Origin of the sequence: Streptomyces sp. S186, from assembly GCF_051603415.1 — a bacterium.
GTDB lineage: Bacteria > Actinomycetota > Actinomycetes > Streptomycetales > Streptomycetaceae > Streptomyces.
This window is the reverse complement of sequence record NZ_CP193932.1, coordinates 3,580,253-3,594,881: the sequence shown is the minus strand read 5'-3', so window position 1 is coordinate 3,594,881 and position 14,629 is coordinate 3,580,253. Positions and strand designations below refer to the sequence as shown.

The 14,629-nt window shown below is 72.3% G+C and carries 18 protein-coding genes and 1 pseudogene; 8 read left to right on the top strand and 11 right to left on the bottom strand.

Going from position 1 to position 14,629, the window contains the following annotated elements; translation table 11 throughout:
• Nucleotides 1-10 precede the first annotated feature (10 nt).
• The 4 genes from ACRAS8_RS15120 to ACRAS8_RS15105 all read right to left on the bottom strand — a co-directional run bounded on the left by ACRAS8_RS15120 (nt 11) and on the right by ACRAS8_RS15105 (nt 2,667).
• Nucleotides 11-352: a DUF2516 family protein gene (locus ACRAS8_RS15120; RefSeq protein ID WP_438486574.1), complete on the bottom strand. Its 342-nt coding sequence runs from the start codon at nt 350-352 to the stop codon at nt 11-13.
• A gap of 145 nt (nt 353-497) precedes the next feature.
• Nucleotides 498-1,142, bottom strand: a complete 645-nt coding sequence (locus tag ACRAS8_RS15115; protein WP_438486573.1) for a hypothetical protein — start codon at nt 1,140-1,142, stop codon at nt 498-500.
• A gap of 33 nt (nt 1,143-1,175) precedes the next feature.
• Nucleotides 1,176-1,631 carry a helix-turn-helix domain-containing protein gene (locus ACRAS8_RS15110; protein WP_438486572.1) on the bottom strand — a complete coding sequence of 152 codons (456 nt, stop codon included), beginning with the start codon at nt 1,629-1,631 and terminating at the stop codon, nt 1,176-1,178.
• A gap of 172 nt (nt 1,632-1,803) precedes the next feature.
• Complete coding sequence (locus ACRAS8_RS15105) at nt 1,804-2,667, bottom strand: LysR family transcriptional regulator (protein ID WP_438486571.1); 864 nt, start codon at nt 2,665-2,667, stop codon at nt 1,804-1,806.
• A 132-nt stretch (nt 2,668-2,799) separates the two neighbouring features.
• Here ACRAS8_RS15105 and ACRAS8_RS15100 point away from each other — a divergent pair, with 132 nt between their 5' ends.
• From ACRAS8_RS15100 to thrS, 4 genes are all read left to right on the top strand, one after another.
• Complete coding sequence (locus tag ACRAS8_RS15100) at nt 2,800-3,519, top strand: SDR family oxidoreductase (RefSeq protein WP_438486570.1); 720 nt, start codon at nt 2,800-2,802, stop codon at nt 3,517-3,519.
• A gap of 332 nt (nt 3,520-3,851) precedes the next feature.
• On the top strand, nt 3,852-4,184 hold the full coding sequence (locus tag ACRAS8_RS15095) for a hypothetical protein (RefSeq protein ID WP_438486569.1): 333 nt from the start codon (nt 3,852-3,854) through the stop codon (nt 4,182-4,184).
• A 6-nt stretch (nt 4,185-4,190) separates the two neighbouring features.
• Nucleotides 4,191-5,375 (top strand): glutathionylspermidine synthase family protein, encoded by a 1,185-nt coding sequence (locus ACRAS8_RS15090; RefSeq protein WP_438486568.1) that lies wholly within the window; start codon nt 4,191-4,193, stop codon nt 5,373-5,375.
• A gap of 249 nt (nt 5,376-5,624) precedes the next feature.
• Nucleotides 5,625-6,860: a threonine--tRNA ligase gene (gene thrS, locus ACRAS8_RS15085; protein WP_438486567.1), complete on the top strand. Its 1,236-nt coding sequence runs from the start codon at nt 5,625-5,627 to the stop codon at nt 6,858-6,860.
• Nucleotides 6,861-6,932: 72 nt separating this feature from the next.
• On the opposite strand, the gene ACRAS8_RS15080 is transcribed toward thrS, so the two are convergent.
• Both ACRAS8_RS15080 and ACRAS8_RS15075 read right to left on the bottom strand, forming a co-directional pair.
• Entirely contained in the window at nt 6,933-7,862 is a 930-nt protein-coding gene (locus ACRAS8_RS15080) for a maleylpyruvate isomerase N-terminal domain-containing protein (RefSeq protein WP_438486566.1), read from the bottom strand.
• A gap of 32 nt (nt 7,863-7,894) precedes the next feature.
• Nucleotides 7,895-8,773, bottom strand: a complete 879-nt coding sequence (locus ACRAS8_RS15075) for a putative protein N(5)-glutamine methyltransferase (protein WP_438486565.1) — start codon at nt 8,771-8,773, stop codon at nt 7,895-7,897.
• A gap of 373 nt (nt 8,774-9,146) precedes the next feature.
• On the opposite strand from ACRAS8_RS15075, the gene ACRAS8_RS15070 reads away from it, so the two are divergent.
• From ACRAS8_RS15070 to ACRAS8_RS15060, 3 genes are all read left to right on the top strand, one after another.
• Nucleotides 9,147-9,572 carry a hypothetical protein gene (locus ACRAS8_RS15070; protein ID WP_438486564.1) on the top strand — a complete coding sequence of 142 codons (426 nt, stop codon included), beginning with the start codon at nt 9,147-9,149 and terminating at the stop codon, nt 9,570-9,572.
• Nucleotides 9,569-9,898: a winged helix-turn-helix domain-containing protein gene (locus ACRAS8_RS15065; protein WP_438486563.1), complete on the top strand. Its 330-nt coding sequence runs from the start codon at nt 9,569-9,571 to the stop codon at nt 9,896-9,898. Before ACRAS8_RS15070 ends, ACRAS8_RS15065 begins: the two co-directional genes overlap by 4 nt.
• 147 nt (nt 9,899-10,045) lie before the next feature.
• Nucleotides 10,046-11,032: an aldo/keto reductase gene (locus ACRAS8_RS15060; protein ID WP_438486562.1), complete on the top strand. Its 987-nt coding sequence runs from the start codon at nt 10,046-10,048 to the stop codon at nt 11,030-11,032.
• On the opposite strand, the gene ACRAS8_RS15055 is transcribed toward ACRAS8_RS15060, so the two are convergent.
• Both ACRAS8_RS15055 and ACRAS8_RS15050 read right to left on the bottom strand, forming a co-directional pair.
• Nucleotides 11,022-11,411: a VOC family protein gene (locus ACRAS8_RS15055; RefSeq protein ID WP_438486561.1), complete on the bottom strand. Its 390-nt coding sequence runs from the start codon at nt 11,409-11,411 to the stop codon at nt 11,022-11,024. The two genes, ACRAS8_RS15060 and ACRAS8_RS15055, sit on opposite strands and share 11 nt — an antisense overlap.
• Nucleotides 11,411-12,016, bottom strand: coding sequence for a TetR/AcrR family transcriptional regulator (locus ACRAS8_RS15050; RefSeq protein ID WP_438486560.1), 606 nt, complete (start codon nt 12,014-12,016; stop codon nt 11,411-11,413). The genes ACRAS8_RS15055 and ACRAS8_RS15050 overlap by 1 nt, the downstream gene beginning before the upstream one ends.
• Before the next feature lie 365 nt (nt 12,017-12,381).
• On the opposite strand from ACRAS8_RS15050, the pseudogene ACRAS8_RS15045 reads away from it, so the two are divergent.
• Nucleotides 12,382-12,780, top strand: a pseudogene (locus tag ACRAS8_RS15045) (VOC family protein); the annotation flags it as partial.
• 70 nt (nt 12,781-12,850) lie between these two features.
• On the opposite strand, the gene ACRAS8_RS15040 reads toward ACRAS8_RS15045, so the two are convergent.
• From ACRAS8_RS15040 to ACRAS8_RS15030, 3 genes are all read right to left on the bottom strand, one after another.
• Nucleotides 12,851-13,213 carry a winged helix-turn-helix transcriptional regulator gene (locus ACRAS8_RS15040; protein ID WP_438486559.1) on the bottom strand — a complete coding sequence of 121 codons (363 nt, stop codon included), beginning with the start codon at nt 13,211-13,213 and terminating at the stop codon, nt 12,851-12,853.
• A gap of 152 nt (nt 13,214-13,365) precedes the next feature.
• Entirely contained in the window at nt 13,366-13,935 is a 570-nt protein-coding gene (locus tag ACRAS8_RS15035; RefSeq protein ID WP_438486558.1) for an NADPH-dependent FMN reductase, read from the bottom strand.
• Nucleotides 13,936-14,127: 192 nt separating this feature from the next.
• On the bottom strand, nt 14,128-14,559 hold the full coding sequence (locus tag ACRAS8_RS15030; protein ID WP_438486557.1) for an ankyrin repeat domain-containing protein: 432 nt from the start codon (nt 14,557-14,559) through the stop codon (nt 14,128-14,130).
• Nucleotides 14,560-14,629 lie beyond the last annotated feature (70 nt).

The window sequence follows — 14,629 nt, the reverse complement described above, 5'->3', positions numbered from 1 at the left end:
GGTGAGTCATCTACCGGCCGCCGTTGTACGGCCCGTAGGGGCCGTCCGAGCTGGAGCCGCGGCGCGGGCCGCGGCCGCCACCGGCCACCGCGCGCAGCGCCGGCCGGACGTCGACGGTGTAGACGATCACCGCGATCACGCCGATGATCGGCAGGAACGAGAGCATCGGCAGCAGGAACAGCAGCGCGGTGGCCAGGCCCAGGAAGATCAGCCACATGCCCTTGTTCTGCTTGTCGGCCGCGCGGTAGGCGTCCTCGCGGCGGGTTGCCGCGTCGATCAGCATCACGGCGGAATAGACGCCGAGGGCGAGCTGAACCCAGCTCAGAATGCTCTGGAATCCGTCAATCAGCACGCCGTCCACCTGCCGTTAGCCGTTCGCCCTGGGAGTCGGGCTGTCATCGGGGTCGTGTGGGTCCTGGAGCCCCACCGTACCGGGACAACGGGCCGGGCACGTGGGAAGTGCCCGGCCCGCCCGATGGCCGCTGCTCACCGGCGGCTCACTTCGCCGACGACGGCGGGGTGCTCTTCTTCGCCGGGCCCGCGGCGGGCTTGCGCTGGGCGGCCGGCTTCTTCGCCCCGGCGGCCTTCGGCTCGGTGGAGGCGGTGGCCTTCGCCTCGGGGCGGGTGCCGTTGGCCGGCACGGTCTTGGCGCGGCCGCCGGTCTCCGCGCCGTTCTTGGTCTCGGCCTTGCGCGCCGGCTCCGGCTCGATCGCCACCGCCAGCTCCTCGACCTGCTCGGCGGCGCCGCCGCGCCAGGTCTGCACCGCACCGCGGCCGCGCTCGGCCAGCTCGTCGTAGGTCTCGCGGGCCTGCACGGCGACCTCGGCGGCCCGGCCGACGCCGCGCAGCGCCAGCTCCTGTGCCTGGTCGCGGACCTTCTTCACGTCCCCGTCCAGCGACCCCAGCAGCTGGGTCAGCCACTCCTGGGCCTCCTTGGCCTGCTTGGTGACCAGGGCCTGGATGTCCTTGGGGTCGGTGCTGCGGACGGACTCGATGCGCTTGGGCGCCTCGGCCTTGATCTTCTCGACCAGCTGCGGCACCTCGCCCAGCTTCTCGGCGGCCAGGTCGGCGGTACCGGCCAGGACGTACAGCGGGGTCGCGTCGGTCAGGGCCTTGCGGAGGTCATCGGTGGTGATGGCCATGACGTGGTTCCTCCTGGAAACGAATGGGGTTGCTCAGGTGGCGTGCGGGCCGCCGTCGGCCTCTGTCTCATGGGGGTGGTCGCCGTCCTCGGGCCCGTCTCCGGACCGGGGCGCGGTGCCGCCGTCCGGGACGCCGCCGCCGAGCCCGTTCTCCTTGCGGAAGGACTCGTAGATCTGCAGCAGAACCTGCTTCTGCCGCTCGTTCAGCGACGGGTCGGTGAGTATCGCGGTCTGCACCCCGGAGCCGTCCGGGACGCGCCGTTCGTCCAGGATTCCGGCCTGGACGTACAGCGTCTCGGCGGATATCCGCAGTGCCTTGGCGAGCTGCTGGAGGATCTCCGCACTCGGTTTGCGCAGACCGCGCTCGATCTGGCTGAGGTACGGGTTGGACACCCCCGCGGCATCCGCCAGCTGCCGCAGGCTCAGCTGCGCGGTGCGCCGCTGCTCCCGCAGGAACTCGCCGAGATTGCCGACGTTGAGTGATGCCATGTATCGATACTGCACGGTAGTGCTAACTATTGCAAGCAAGCGCTAGCAAGAGTGGCGTGTTCCTCACGGACGGGCGCCGGCCCGCTGCCCCGGACTGCCTTCTTCTTCGATCAGCGGACGAAGCACTCGTTCAGTGTCTGCGTCCGTGGGCGCCGGACGATCCGCCACGCGTTCACCGAGGCGCGGGGCTGATGGCGTCGGCTCGGCAGGCTCCACAGACCTGTGCGGGGCCGCCTTCCGTACGCACCAGGGCAGCGGCGGCGGCGACGAAGGCGCGGATCCGGGCGTTGTCCGCCGCTGTCCGCCATACCGCACCGAACTCGGCGGGTGGCGCGTCCGGATAGGGGACAAAAGCGATCGTCGGGCGGGTCTGGTACACCGCTGTCTGGCTCGGGACGGGATGGACGCCATGGCCGGCGCCGACCCGGGCCAACGTCTCCTGGAGCGAGCCGGCCGGCAGCACGCTCTCGCCGGCGAGGTCGCCTGCGCCGACCGCGTCGCGGCGGGCCAGCCGGTGGCGGGCGGGCACGGCGAGCATCACGGCGTCGGATATCAGCACCGGCCCGGCAGTCAAGTCCGGCTCGCTGACGGGGAATCGGACGATGGCCAGGTCAGCCTCGCCGGACCGGAGAGGGCCGTACGGATCGCCTTCGGGGACCTCATGGAGTCGCACCTCGCACTCGGGGTTGCCGGCGCGCAAGGCGGCCTGGACGGAGAGCACCAGGTCACCCTGGAGCGCCCCGGAGAAGCCCACATGCAGCGGTCCGGCAACACCCCGACCGGCCTCGGTCGCACGCGCGATACCTTCCTGGATACGTGCGAACGCCGGGCCGATGTCGTCCTGGAGGCGACGGCCTACCGGGGTGAGGGCGACCCGCCGGCTGGTCCGCTCGAACAGCGCGGTGCCGAACCGGCGCTCCAGCTTCTTGATGGTCTGGCTGACCCGGGCCTGCGAGACGAGCAGCCGCTCGGCGGTGCGCGCGAAGTGCAGTTCCTCGGCGAGCGTCAGGAAGATCTCGATCTCACGGCTTTCCATAATCCTCAGGTTATCGATCGTTGCGGGGTTCGGCATTGTTCGGAAGTCGCCGCACGAGCAGGGTTGATGACGTCACCTCCGCAGGTCCCGCCCGGAGGCGGTATCCAGAAGTCATGAGGAATGGAGCACGCCATGGCACAGCCGCTCATCGTCATCACCGGCGCCGGTTCGGGCATCGGCGCGGCCACCGCACGCGCCTTCGCCGACCGCGGTCACCCGCTCCTGCTGCTCGGCCGTCGTCTCGACCGGCTCACCGGCCTGGGCCTACCCCACGTGCTGGCGCGGGCGGTTGATGTCACCGACCGCTCCGCGGTGGCCGCCGCGGTCGCCGAGGCTGAGGCCGCCTTCGGTCCCGCCGATGCGATCGTGAACAACGCCGGGACGATGCTGCTCGGCGAGGTCGCCGCCCAACCAGCGCAGCAATGGGACCAGATGGTGGACGTGAACGTGCGCGGCCTGCTCAACGGTGTTGCCGCGGTACTGCCCGGCATGGTCGACCGTGGAACCGGCACGGTGATCAACATCGGCTCGGTGGCAGGTCTCAAGAGCTACCCGAAGCACACCGTCTACAGCGGCACCAAAGCCGCGGTGCACGCGATCTCGGAGAGCCTGCGCGAGGAGGTCGCCGCGCACGGAGTGCGGGTGGTGACCATCGCCCCGGGCGCGGTCCGTACGGACCTGCTGTCGCACACCACCGACGAGGCCGCCAAGGCCGATTACCAGGCATTCAAGGACGCGGTAGAACTGCCGACGGCCGATGAGATCGCGGAGGCGGTGCGTTGGGTCTACGAGCAACCACAGCGGATCACCGTCCGCGAACTGGTACTGGCCGCGACCGGGCAGGCCGCGTGACAGGCCGGGAGGGGGAACCGTCGAGCGTGCGGAACCGGCCCGCCGGCCGACACCACCGGCAAGACCCGATCTTGGTGACAACAAGCGCGCAAAGTGCGAGAAGACGGCAGACAGAACGACCGAATGGTGACAACCACCGCGCTCAGAACTGCCTGAAACTCCAGGTCGGCCACCACCCCGAGTGACAACTACCTCGACCGGTCACATCCTCACGGACGGGCGCCGGACCGCTGCGTCGGGACGGGTACCGGCCCGCCGTATCGGGCCGCGGGGCGGGCGCCTAGGGTGGCGGGCGACAGGGATCGTTCGCGTACGGACAGACGGGGGTCGCCATGGTGCGCAAGGCGGAATCAGGACAGATACGGCGGCGGCTGCGCTCCGGCACGGTCGTCCTCGGTGGCATGGGGGCGCTGGCTGCGGCCCTCACCTCTTGCGGATCGGAGCCGGACAAGCGCTGCGTGGACCCCAGGAGCTACGACAGCGCCCACGGATACCGCGTGCTCAGCCCGGCGCAGTGCTCCTCGCCGGGCGGGACCACCGCGTCCGGCCGCTGGTACTACGGCTCCGGCGGCTCCGGCCGCTACGCCAAGGGCGGCACGTTCGACAAGAGCGCCGCCGTCACCCGCGGGGGCTTCGGCTCCGGACACGGCTCCTCGGGCGGCTGACGCCGGATGCGCCGCCGCACCATCGAGCCCCGCCCCGACTGGCAGAACATCGTCGAGGCCCAGGGGCTCATCTACCCGCTCACCCGTTACCCCGACGACTCGCTGCGCCCCTACTGGGACGAGAGCGCGTACTACTCCTTCTCGGCGGCCGAGATCGACGCCCTGGAGGAGGTCGTCGAGGAACTGCACGGCATGTGCCTGGCCGCCGCCGAGCACATCGTCGCCCACGACCGGTTCGCCGACCTCGGCCTCACCGATCCGCGCCTGACCGCCAAGGTCGCCGAGGCATGGCACCGCCGCGCCGAACTCCCCTCCGTCTACGGCCGGTTCGACCTCCGCTACGACGGCACCGGCCCGGCCAAGATGCTGGAGTACAACGCCGACACCCCCACCTCCCTGGTGGAGGCCGCCAGCCCGCAGTGGTTCTGGATGGAGGACCGCTTCCCGGCCGCCGACCAGTGGAACTCGCTGCACGAACGGCTGGTGGCCGCCTGGAAGCGGCAGGCGGCGCTGCTGCCGCCCGGCGCACCGCTGCACTTCGCGCACTCGGCCGCCGACGAGCTGGGCGAGGACCTGATGACCGTCGCCTATCTGCGCGAGACGGCCGAACAGGCGGGCCTGGCCACCGAGGCGATCGCCATGGAGGAGATCGGCTGGGACCGGCTCTCCGGCCGCTTCGTCGACCAGCGGCTGCGCTTCGTCCGTGCCTGCTTCAAGCTCTACCCCTGGGAGTGGCTGACCACCGACGCCTTCGGCCCGCACGTCCTGGACACCCTCGACAACGGCGGCGCCACCGGCTCCACCCTCTGGATCGAACCCGCCTGGAAGATGCTGCTCTCCAACAAGGCGCTGCTGGCGGTCCTCTGGGAACTCTTCCCCGGCCACCCCAACCTCCTGCCCGCCTATCTGGACGGCCCCCGCGACCTGCCCGCCGGCCCCGGTTACGTCGCCAAACCGCTGCTGGGAAGGGAAGGCGAAGGGGTCACCGTCCACCCCCCGGGGACCGCCGCCGTCCGGCGCGACGAACCCTGCTGCTACCAGGAGTTGGCGCCGCTGCCGGACTTCGACGGCAACCGGGTGGTGCTCGGCGCCTGGGTCGTCGACGACGAGGCGGCCGGGCTCGGCATCCGCGAATCGGCCGGGCTGGTCACCGACGCGTACGCCCGCTTCGTGCCGCACCTCATCGCCTGACCGCGCCTCATCGCCTGACGGACCTCATCGCCTGACCGCACCTCGTCGCATGAGAAATCCGGTGCGGGCGCCGGGGGTGCCCTGCTACGGTCTGCCGCATGCAGCGCGCAGGTCTGTTCTTCACGACGACGCCGGAGCCAGTCCCGGCGCGCTGACCGCTGACTTCCGAGTCGTCAAGCCCCGGGGCGAGTGCCCCGGGGCTTCGCCGTGTGGTCACTCGCCGCCCGTACACCACGCGAGGAGACCACGATGAATGCCACCCCCGTCCACGACCACCGTCGGCTCGGCCGCGAGCTGGACCTCTTCGACACCGATCCGCTGATGGGCGCCGGACTGCCCTACTGGCTGCCGGACGGCGCCGCGGTGCGGCACGCCCTGGAGGAGTACATCCGCGAGACCGAGCGCCGCGCCGGATACCGGCACGTCTACTCGCCGGTCCTCGGCAAACGCGAGCTGTACGAGATCTCCGGGCACTGGGACCACTACCGCGACGACATGTTCCCGCCCATGGACCTCGGCGGCGAACAGGTCGTACTGCGCCCCAGCCTCTGCCCCCACCACGCCCTCATCTACCGCGCACGCTCCCGCAGCCATCGCGAACTCCCGCTGCGCATCGCCGAGTTGGGCGGAATGTACCGCTCGGAGCGCTCCGGGGTGCTCGGCGGCCTCACCCGCGTCCGCGCCATCCAGCTCAACGACGCGCACATCTTCTGCACCCTCGACCAGGTCGCCGACGAGGCCCGCGCGGCCCTGGACCTGATCCGCCGCGCCTACGCCGACCTCGGCATCCGTGCTGCCCGATACCGCCTCTCGCTCCCCGGCGAGGGCGGCAAGTACGTCGCCGATCCCGCGATGTGGCGGCGCGCGTCGGCCCTGCTGACCGAGGTCCTGGACGGCTCCGGGGTGGACTACGAGGCCGCCGGGGGCGAGGCCGCCTTCTACGGGCCCAAGATCGATGTGCAGATCGCCGACCGCGCCGGCCGCGAGGCCACCCTCTCCACCGTCCAGGTGGACCTCCACCAGCCGCGCCGCTTCGACCTGTCCTACGTGGGCCCCGACGGCGCCCGGCACCGGCCCGTGATGGTCCACCGCGCCGTCATCGGCAGCATCGAACGCGCCGTCGCCCACCTCATCGAGGAGCACGGCGGCGCCTTCCCGGCCTGGCTCGCCCCCGTGCAGCTCGCGGTGCTCCCGGTCTCCGAGGACGAACTGCCGCACGCCGAAGGGCTCGTGCGGCGCTGCCTGGAACGCGGCCTGCGCGCCGAACTCGCCGGCCCCGCCCAGGGCACCCTCGGCGCCCGGATCCGCGCCGCCCGGCACGTCCCCTACCAGGCCGTCATCGGCCCCCGCGAGGCCCCCGCCGACCTCGTCGCCCTCCGCCTGCGCGACGGCCGCCGCCCGGCACCGCTCCCCGCCGCTGAGGCGCTGGCCCGTATCGCGGCCGTGGTGGCGGACCGCCAGGGAGAACTCTGGCCTGATGCCTGATGCCTGATGCCTGATGTCTGATGCCTGACGTCCTGTCGCGCGGCCCCGCGCCCTCTCACTCCCCGTGCCCCCTCACTCCCTGAGCCAGCAGCCGACGGCCTCCAGCCAGGCGTCGAGCAGCGGGGCCTCGCCGAGGATCTCCACCGGTCCGGTGCCGGCGGCGACCGGGGCGGGGGCGGGGCCGCGGGCGGGGAGCCGGCCGTAGACGAGCAGCAGCAGATCGTTCAGCGCGCCGCGGACGGTGGTGGTGGCCGGTGTGGCGAGAAGGGCGGGGGAGGGCGGCCGGTGCCAGGTGAGGGCGTCGGCGTCGAAGCCGACCAGCCAGTCCGCGGCGGCCTCGGGGGTGCCGTCGGTGGCCTGGAGGCGGAGGGTGCGGCCGGTGCCCAGGAAGGCGGATATGCGGGGACCGCGCTCCAGCACCGCCGGCAGGGAGCCGAAGGACATCCACTCGTCGAGGGCGTCCACGGCGACGTCCTCCACGACCGCGAACGGGCGGTCGGCGATGGCCGGGCCGTCCGGGGCCTGTGCGGTGGCGAAGGCGGCGTCCGCGCGGTGCACCACCGTCTCGTGCGCCATCCGCCGGGCCCAGAACGCCGGCGTCCCGCCCGGGCCCGACGCCGGCACTGCCGACTCGGGGCCGGCGGCGCGCAGGGTGTCGGCCAGCCGTCCGGCGCCCTCCGTCAGCCAGGCGCCGAGTGTCGACCCGTCCCCGTCCCCGGTCCCGTCCCCGTCGACGGGACCGGGGACGTCGCAGGCCGGGGGGCCGTAGGGGACCGGCCCCTCGGGAACCAGACCCTCGGGGACCGGGCCGGTCGCTCTCGTCCGGACGAGCGTCTCCGCCCGGCGGTGCGCCCCGCCCAGATGGCGCAGCAGCCGGGCGAGGGTCCAACCAGGGCAGGTGGGCACCGGCGCGGAGAGGTCCGCACCCTCGACCCGGGTCCTCAACAGGGCGGTCTGGGCGACGATTTCGGCACAGTGGCGGTCGTAGCTCATCGAAGCCATACGACCACCGTACGGCGCGCCACCGACAATGCTCAGAGGGTTTCCACTCCGGCCGCGGCGGGCGGGCGGGTGCCGATCACGACCGTGGCGCAGAACTCGTCGGAGGCGGCCACGCGGGGGAGCAGCCCGCTGCGGCGGAAGGCCGCGACGGCCCGCTCCGCCTGCCGCTCACCGGTCTCGACGAGCAGGTGGCCGCCCGGTGCCAGCCACCGGGGCGCCTCCGCCGCCACCCGCCGCAGCACGTCCAGCCCGTCCGCGCCGCCGTCGAGCGCCACCAGCGGCTCGTACTCCCGGGCCTCCGGCGGCAGCAGGCCGACCTCCTCGGTGGGGACGTAGGGGACGTTCGCCGTCAGGACGTCGATCCGTCCCCGGAGGCCGACGGGCAGCGGGTCGAACAGGTCGCCCTCGTGGACCCGGCCGCCGGCCGCGGCCACATTGTGGCGGGCGCAGCGCACCGCGGCCGGTTCGATGTCGCAGGCGTGCAGTTCGACCGTGCCCAGTGCCGCGGCCAGCGCGGCCCCGACGGCGCCGGAGCCGCAGCACAGGTCGACCACGACGGGGCGCCGCCCGCGCCGCGCGGCGGCCCGCCCGAGGGCGACGGCCCGCCCGAGCAGGAACTCGGTGCGCCGGCGCGGCACGAAGACCCCGGGGTCCACGCGCACCCGCAGGCCCCCGAACTCGGCCCAGCCGAGGACGTGTTCCAGGGGATGGCCGGCCACCCGCCGCTCCACCATGGCGGCCAGGCACTCCGGTGTGCGGGCCGCGGCGACGAGCAGCGCGGCCTCGTCCTCGGCGAAGACGCAGCCGGCGGCACGGAGTCGGGTGACGACGGCGGACGGGAGCGCGGGCAGGGGCGACGACAGGGATGACGACCGGAACGACGATGGGGATGACGACGGGGACGACGACATGGTGGTGAGCCTTTCGGGATGCCGAGGGCGCTTCCCGGGTCACGGATGTCGGGCGGTCACCTGAGAGGGACGGAGGCACGGACGTGAGCCGGGAGCACCTGCCGGAACTGGCGGGAAATCGGTCTCACCTCCTCGGGGCCGCTGCGTACACGGGCGAACGCGGAACCCGCCGGCAACCACACCCGGGCCGCCGACGGCCGGAGCCACAGTACCCGACCTGGTGATCAACGGTCAGAAGGGGAGCGGCCCGCCCGTCGCAGCGTCAGGCCGGCTTACGCAGAAAGTACTTGTCACTTTGGAAAGTTCTTGTCAGCATGGTGAGTGTCGAAAGCGTGAGCGATGGCAGGGGGCAGGGCTGATGAGGGGGATGGGCATGGGTATGGGGGAGTGCGCGTCCGGCGATGCGGCGGCGGCGCTGGCCCGCGCGGCGGAGTTGGGGGCAACGGTCCGCAAGAGCGCGAAGTGGTTCGTGTGGTATCAGGTCGGATTCGGCTGTGCCACGGGGCTGCAGATGCTCGCCGCAGGGCTGCTGAAAGCCCCGTTCGGGGCGTCGTTCAGCGGTGCGATCTTGGGTGTGTCCATGGCAGGACTGGGGGTCTACGCGGGTCGGCGGCCCGTCGTCCGGCAAGGGTACGGAAGGCGGATGGCCGCCATGATGGGCTTCTGGGGCCTGCTCTATGGGGCGGTGTTCATCCCCGGACTCATCTTCTTTCAGGGAGTGGCGGCTTGGTGGGTGCCAGGCGCCGTGGCCGTTGCCCTCCCCGGCCTCATAGGCGGATATCTGGAGGCCCGGAGGTGACGGAGGCGCACAAGACTTCCGCTGCCGGCAGCCATCCGCGCCACGGCCTGGACGAGGTCATCCACGCCCCGGTCCGCTTCTCCATCGTGGCGACCCTGGCGGCCGCCGAGAAGGCCGAGTTCGCGTTCGTCCGCGACACGGTCGAGGTGAGCGACTCGGTGCTGTCGCGGCAGGTCGCCACCCTGGAGAAGGCCGGCTATGTCGCCGTCACCAAGGGCTATGTCGGCAAGCGCCCGCGCACCTGGCTCGCCCTCACGGCGGACGGCCGGACCGCCTTCGCCGCGCACTGCCGGGCTCTGCGCGCCATAGCGGGCGCCGACGACTGACCGGGCGCCGACGGCTGATGTGCCCCATCAAGATCGGTTGACTTCGAGTGCACTCCAACTCCTACCGTCATGAACGGGTCGAGGGGCGGCGGCAGTCCGTTCCCTCCTCGGCTCTTCCCGTTCGTCGTACGGCCAGGAGGCAGCAGCATGATGGAGATTCCCACCCGCCACCTCGGGGGGCTCGCGGTGTCGGCGCAGGGGCTCGGGTGCATGGGGATGAGCCACGGCTACGGCGCCTCGGACGACGCCCAGTCGATCGCGACCCTCCACCACGCGCTCGACCTCGGCATCACCCTGCTGGACACCTCCGACTTCTACGGGGCGGGCCACAACGAGGAGTTGATCGGCCGGGCGATCGCCGGGCGGCGCGACGAGGTGGTGCTGGCCACCAAGTTCGGCTTCGCCAACCGCCTCGGTGAGCCGACGAAGATCCGCGGTGACGCCGCCTATGTACGCGAGGCGTGCGACGCCTCGCTGCGCCGGCTCGGCGTCGACCACATCGACCTCTACTACCAGCACCGCGTCGACCCCGACGTGCCGATCGAGGAGACCGTCGGCGCGATGGCCGAGCTGGTCGCCGCGGGCAAGGTGCGCCACCTCGGCCTCTCCGAGGCGAGCGCGGAGACCGTCCGGCGGGCCCACGCGGTCCACCCGATCGCCGCGCTGCAGAGCGAGTGGTCGCTGTGGACCCGCGAACTGGAGCAGGAGATCGCGCCGGTCTGCCGTGAGCTCGGCATCGGTCTGGTGCCGTTCTCGCCGCTCGGCCGCGGGTTCCTGACGGGCCGCTACACCTCGGTGGAGGGCCTGCCGGAGTCGGATCTGCGCCGCACCCAGCCGCGCTTCGCCGACGGCAACCTGGAGCAGAACCTCGCGATCGTGGCGACGCTGGAGAAGCTGGCCGCCGAAAAGGGCGTCACCACCGGCCAGTTGGCGCTGGCCTGGGTGCAGCATCGGGGTGAGGACGTCGTGCCGATCCCCGGCACCCGTCGCCAGAAGTACCTGGAGGAGAACCTCGCGGCCCTGGAGGTGCGGCTCTCCACCGAGGAGCTCGCCGCCATCGACGCCGCGGCCCCCGCCGACCGGGTCGCCGGCACCCGCTACGACGCGACGAGCCTGTCCTTCGTCAACAAGTGAGCCAATGGGCCGGTGACATCACCTCGTAGAGATGGCCGTCGGCGTCGCGGAAGAACAGGCCGCGGGCGCACAGCGGGTGGTCGGTCCGGCCGTTGTCCGGGTGGCCCGGCTCGTTGCCGAAGGGGATGTCCGCCGACCGGAGGCGGTCGAGGATCCCGTCGAAGGTCTCGGGATCGACGTCGAAGGCCAGGTGGTGGCCCTGGGCGTCCGGGACGGCCATGAAGTCCAGGGTGAGCGTCTCGTTCACCCGGACCGGGGCGAAGTGGCCGTCGCGGCCGTCCGGCGGAAGCTCCGGCAGGCCCATGACCGAGGCGAAGAAGCGGGCCGCCGCGCGGTGGTCGGCGGCCGGGACGATGGTGTGGTTGAGGGTGACGGGCATCAGGCGCTCCGGGGGTCGGTGAGGGTGCCGTGGAGCAGCACGGAGACGAGTTCCTCGGGGGCGAGCGGTCCGTGGGCCGGGCCGGCGGGTGACGGCAGCCGGCTGAAGAGCAGGCCCAGGAAGGCGGCGGCGACCCGCTCGGGGCTCAGCCGCAGCGCCTCCCGGTCCGGTTCGATCAGCTCGACCACCGCGTCCCGCATGGCGAGGAAGGACCGGGTCCGGGGGTCCTCCGGTGGCGCCTCGCCCGCATCGGGCTCCGGCGGATGCGGACGCTCGCGGCGGTGCCCGGTGGCGTAGAGGCTGCGGACGACGGTGCCCATGCGCTCCATGTGGGCGCAGAGGGCGTCGGCGGCCTCGGTGAGACGGGCGGTCAAGGGCTGGTCGAGGGGGACGGAGGCCAGCTCGCGCAGGACGTGGTCGACGCCCACCGCCTCGGCCACACAGGCGTCCAGCAGCTCGTCCTTGTCCTTGAACGCGCGGAAGACCGTGGCCTCGCCGATCCCGGCGGCGCGGGCGACCTGGCTGGTGGTGACGGCCGCGCCGTGCTCCGCGATCAGCGGGAGGGCGGCGGCGACGATCATGGCTCGGCGCTGCTCGACGCTCATACCGGGGGCGCGGCGGCGGGGTGGACGACTGTCTGTTGGCCGAGTGTCTGCTGGCTGGCTGTCTGTGGATGTCGATGTGGATCGGTTCGCTGACGACATGACGCCAGAGTACGGAGTGAGTACTCACTCCGTCAATGGTTCGGGCGTGCCGAGGCCGGTCAATGGCCGGTGTGCGGAAGCCCGTCAATGGTCTGCGTCGGAGTCGGTGTTGGCGTCGGAGTCGGTGTACGGGAGGCGTGGCCGCGCGGCCCTCCCTAGACTTCTGAAAAGGCGAGAGACCTCAGAAAAGGCGAGCGGAGACCTCTCAAGGGCGGGCGGCCCAGGGTGGGCGACCGACACACTCCGGCCGAGGCGGGCGACACACCATGAAATGGAAGCTCGAACTGGTGCCGATTCCGGTGAGCGACGTGGAACGCGCGAAGCGCTTCTACAGCGAGCAGGTGGGCTTCGCCGTCGATCTCGACATCCGGCTCGACGACGGCGTGCGGATCGTCCAGCTCACCCCGCCCGGCTCGGCCTGCTCGATCGTCCTGGGCGCGGGCGACGGCGTGACCCCGGCGCGGCCCGGCTCGGTGCAGGGGGTGCAGCTGGTGGTGCCCGATGTGGCCGCGGCGCGTGGGGAGTTGCTCGCCCGCGGGGTGCCGGTCGGCCCCGTCCGGCATGTGGAGAACGGGGCGCTCGCCGACGGCCCCGGCGGCGCGTGGAACTCGTTCGTCTACTTCAGCGACCCGGACGGCAACGGCTGGGCGGTGCAGGAGGGGCCTGGGGAGGCGCCTGGGGAGCCGACCGGCGCGCAGCCCGCCGGGCCCGTCGGCGACGCGTCTCGCCCCTCGTTCACGCCGCCCCGTCCGGGTGCCGCCGCGGATGGGTGGCCTCCAGATGGGCCATGTGCCGCAGACCCCAGGCACCCAGCGGCACCAGTGCCTCGTTGAGCGAGGTGCCCAGCTCGGTCAGCGTGTACTCGACCTTCGGGGGGACCTGGTCGAACACCTCACGGTGGACGATGCCGTCCGCCTCCAACTCGCGGAGCTGCTGGGCGAGTACCTTCTCGCTGACCCCCGGCAGCTCCCGGCGCAGCCGGCCGAACCGCCGGGGCCCCTGGGCCAGCGCCCACAGCAGCAGCACCTTCCACTTGCCGCCGATGACGTCCACGGCGGCGTCCAGGCCGCACTCGTAGGGGCCCTTCCGCCCGCCCACGTCGATCCCCCTCGCGTTCCCGCGCGGACCGCGCCGCGCCACCGGGCGCGCCGGTGCGCGCGCCCCCGCGTCCAGTATCGGCGATCGGCGATCGGTGATCGAGGGCGGAGCCGGACGCCCGCCCGCGCGGCGTCCGGCGCGAGGACGCCGGCTCAGTTGCCGTACGGGCGGGCTAGGCGCGCCTCCCGCAGGGCCACCGCCCACCAGGCCAGCTGGTTCAGCAGGGCGTCGGCGGCCTGGGCCGGCGGGACCGGGTCGTGCAGCCGGCCCGCCTCGTCGAAGAGGCCGCCGGAGAGTGCGAAGCTGACCGTCTCCCGGATCGTCGTGGCGTGCAACTCGGCGAACACCAGCCGCAGTTGCTCGACCGCGCGCAGGCCGCCGGAGATCCCGCCGTACGAGACGAAGCCGACCGGCTTGGCCTGCCACTCGGAGTGCAGCAGGTCGACGGCGTGCTTGAGCGGGGCCGGGAAGGAGTGGTTGTACTCCGGTGTGACGACCACGAACGCGTCCGCCTGCTCGACGCGCTTGGCGTAGGCGAGGAACTCCTCGCTGCCGTACCGGAGTTCGTAGGGCCGGACCTCGTCCAGATCGATGACGTCGACGGTCAGCTGCGGGTGGGAGGTGCTGATGTGGCGGGTGAACCACTCGGTGATGACGGGGGCGAAGCGGCCCTCACGGGTGCTGGCGACGATCACGGCGAGGGTGTAGCGCGGTGCGGACATCTCGGGCCCTTCGTGGCGGGGTGAGTGCGACGCCGATGACGCTAAGACCTCAATCGAGCTTGAGGTCAAGCGGCCGGGGAACGGCGGGGCGAGAGGGGGTGACTCGCCCCGGTACCGTCCGTCGCCCCGCGCCGCGGACCGCCGTCACTCCGCCCCGAACGGCTGCCCTCACTCCGCCCCGAACAGCCGCCGTCACTCCGCCCCGAACTGCTTCAGCAGCTCCGTCTTCTGGAACATCCGGGCCGTGTCGATCGCCGACGGCGTCCCGGCGGCCGGATCGGCACCATGCGCCAGCAGCACCTTCACGACCTCGTCCGCGCCCTTGAACACCGCGCCGGCGAGGGGCGTCTGGCCCCGGTCGTTGGCGCGGTCCGGGTCGCCGCCGCGCTGCAGGAGGGCCTCCACGGTGGCCGGATGGTCGTGGTAGGCGGCGAGCATCACCAGGGAGTCGCCCCTGTCGTTGGTCAGGTTGGCGGGCACGCCCGCGTCCACATAGGCGGCGACGGTGTCGGTGTCCCCGTGCCGTGCCAGGTCGAACACCTTGGCCGCGAGCTGCAGCACTTCGGGGTCGTGCGCGTGCTCGATCGCCTCGGGTCCCCGCGGCTCGGAATTCGCGTCGCTCATGGTCGCCGGCCTCCTGCTGTGGTCGTGGGTACGCGTGATGCGTTACGGATGCACGGCCACTGTAGGTTTT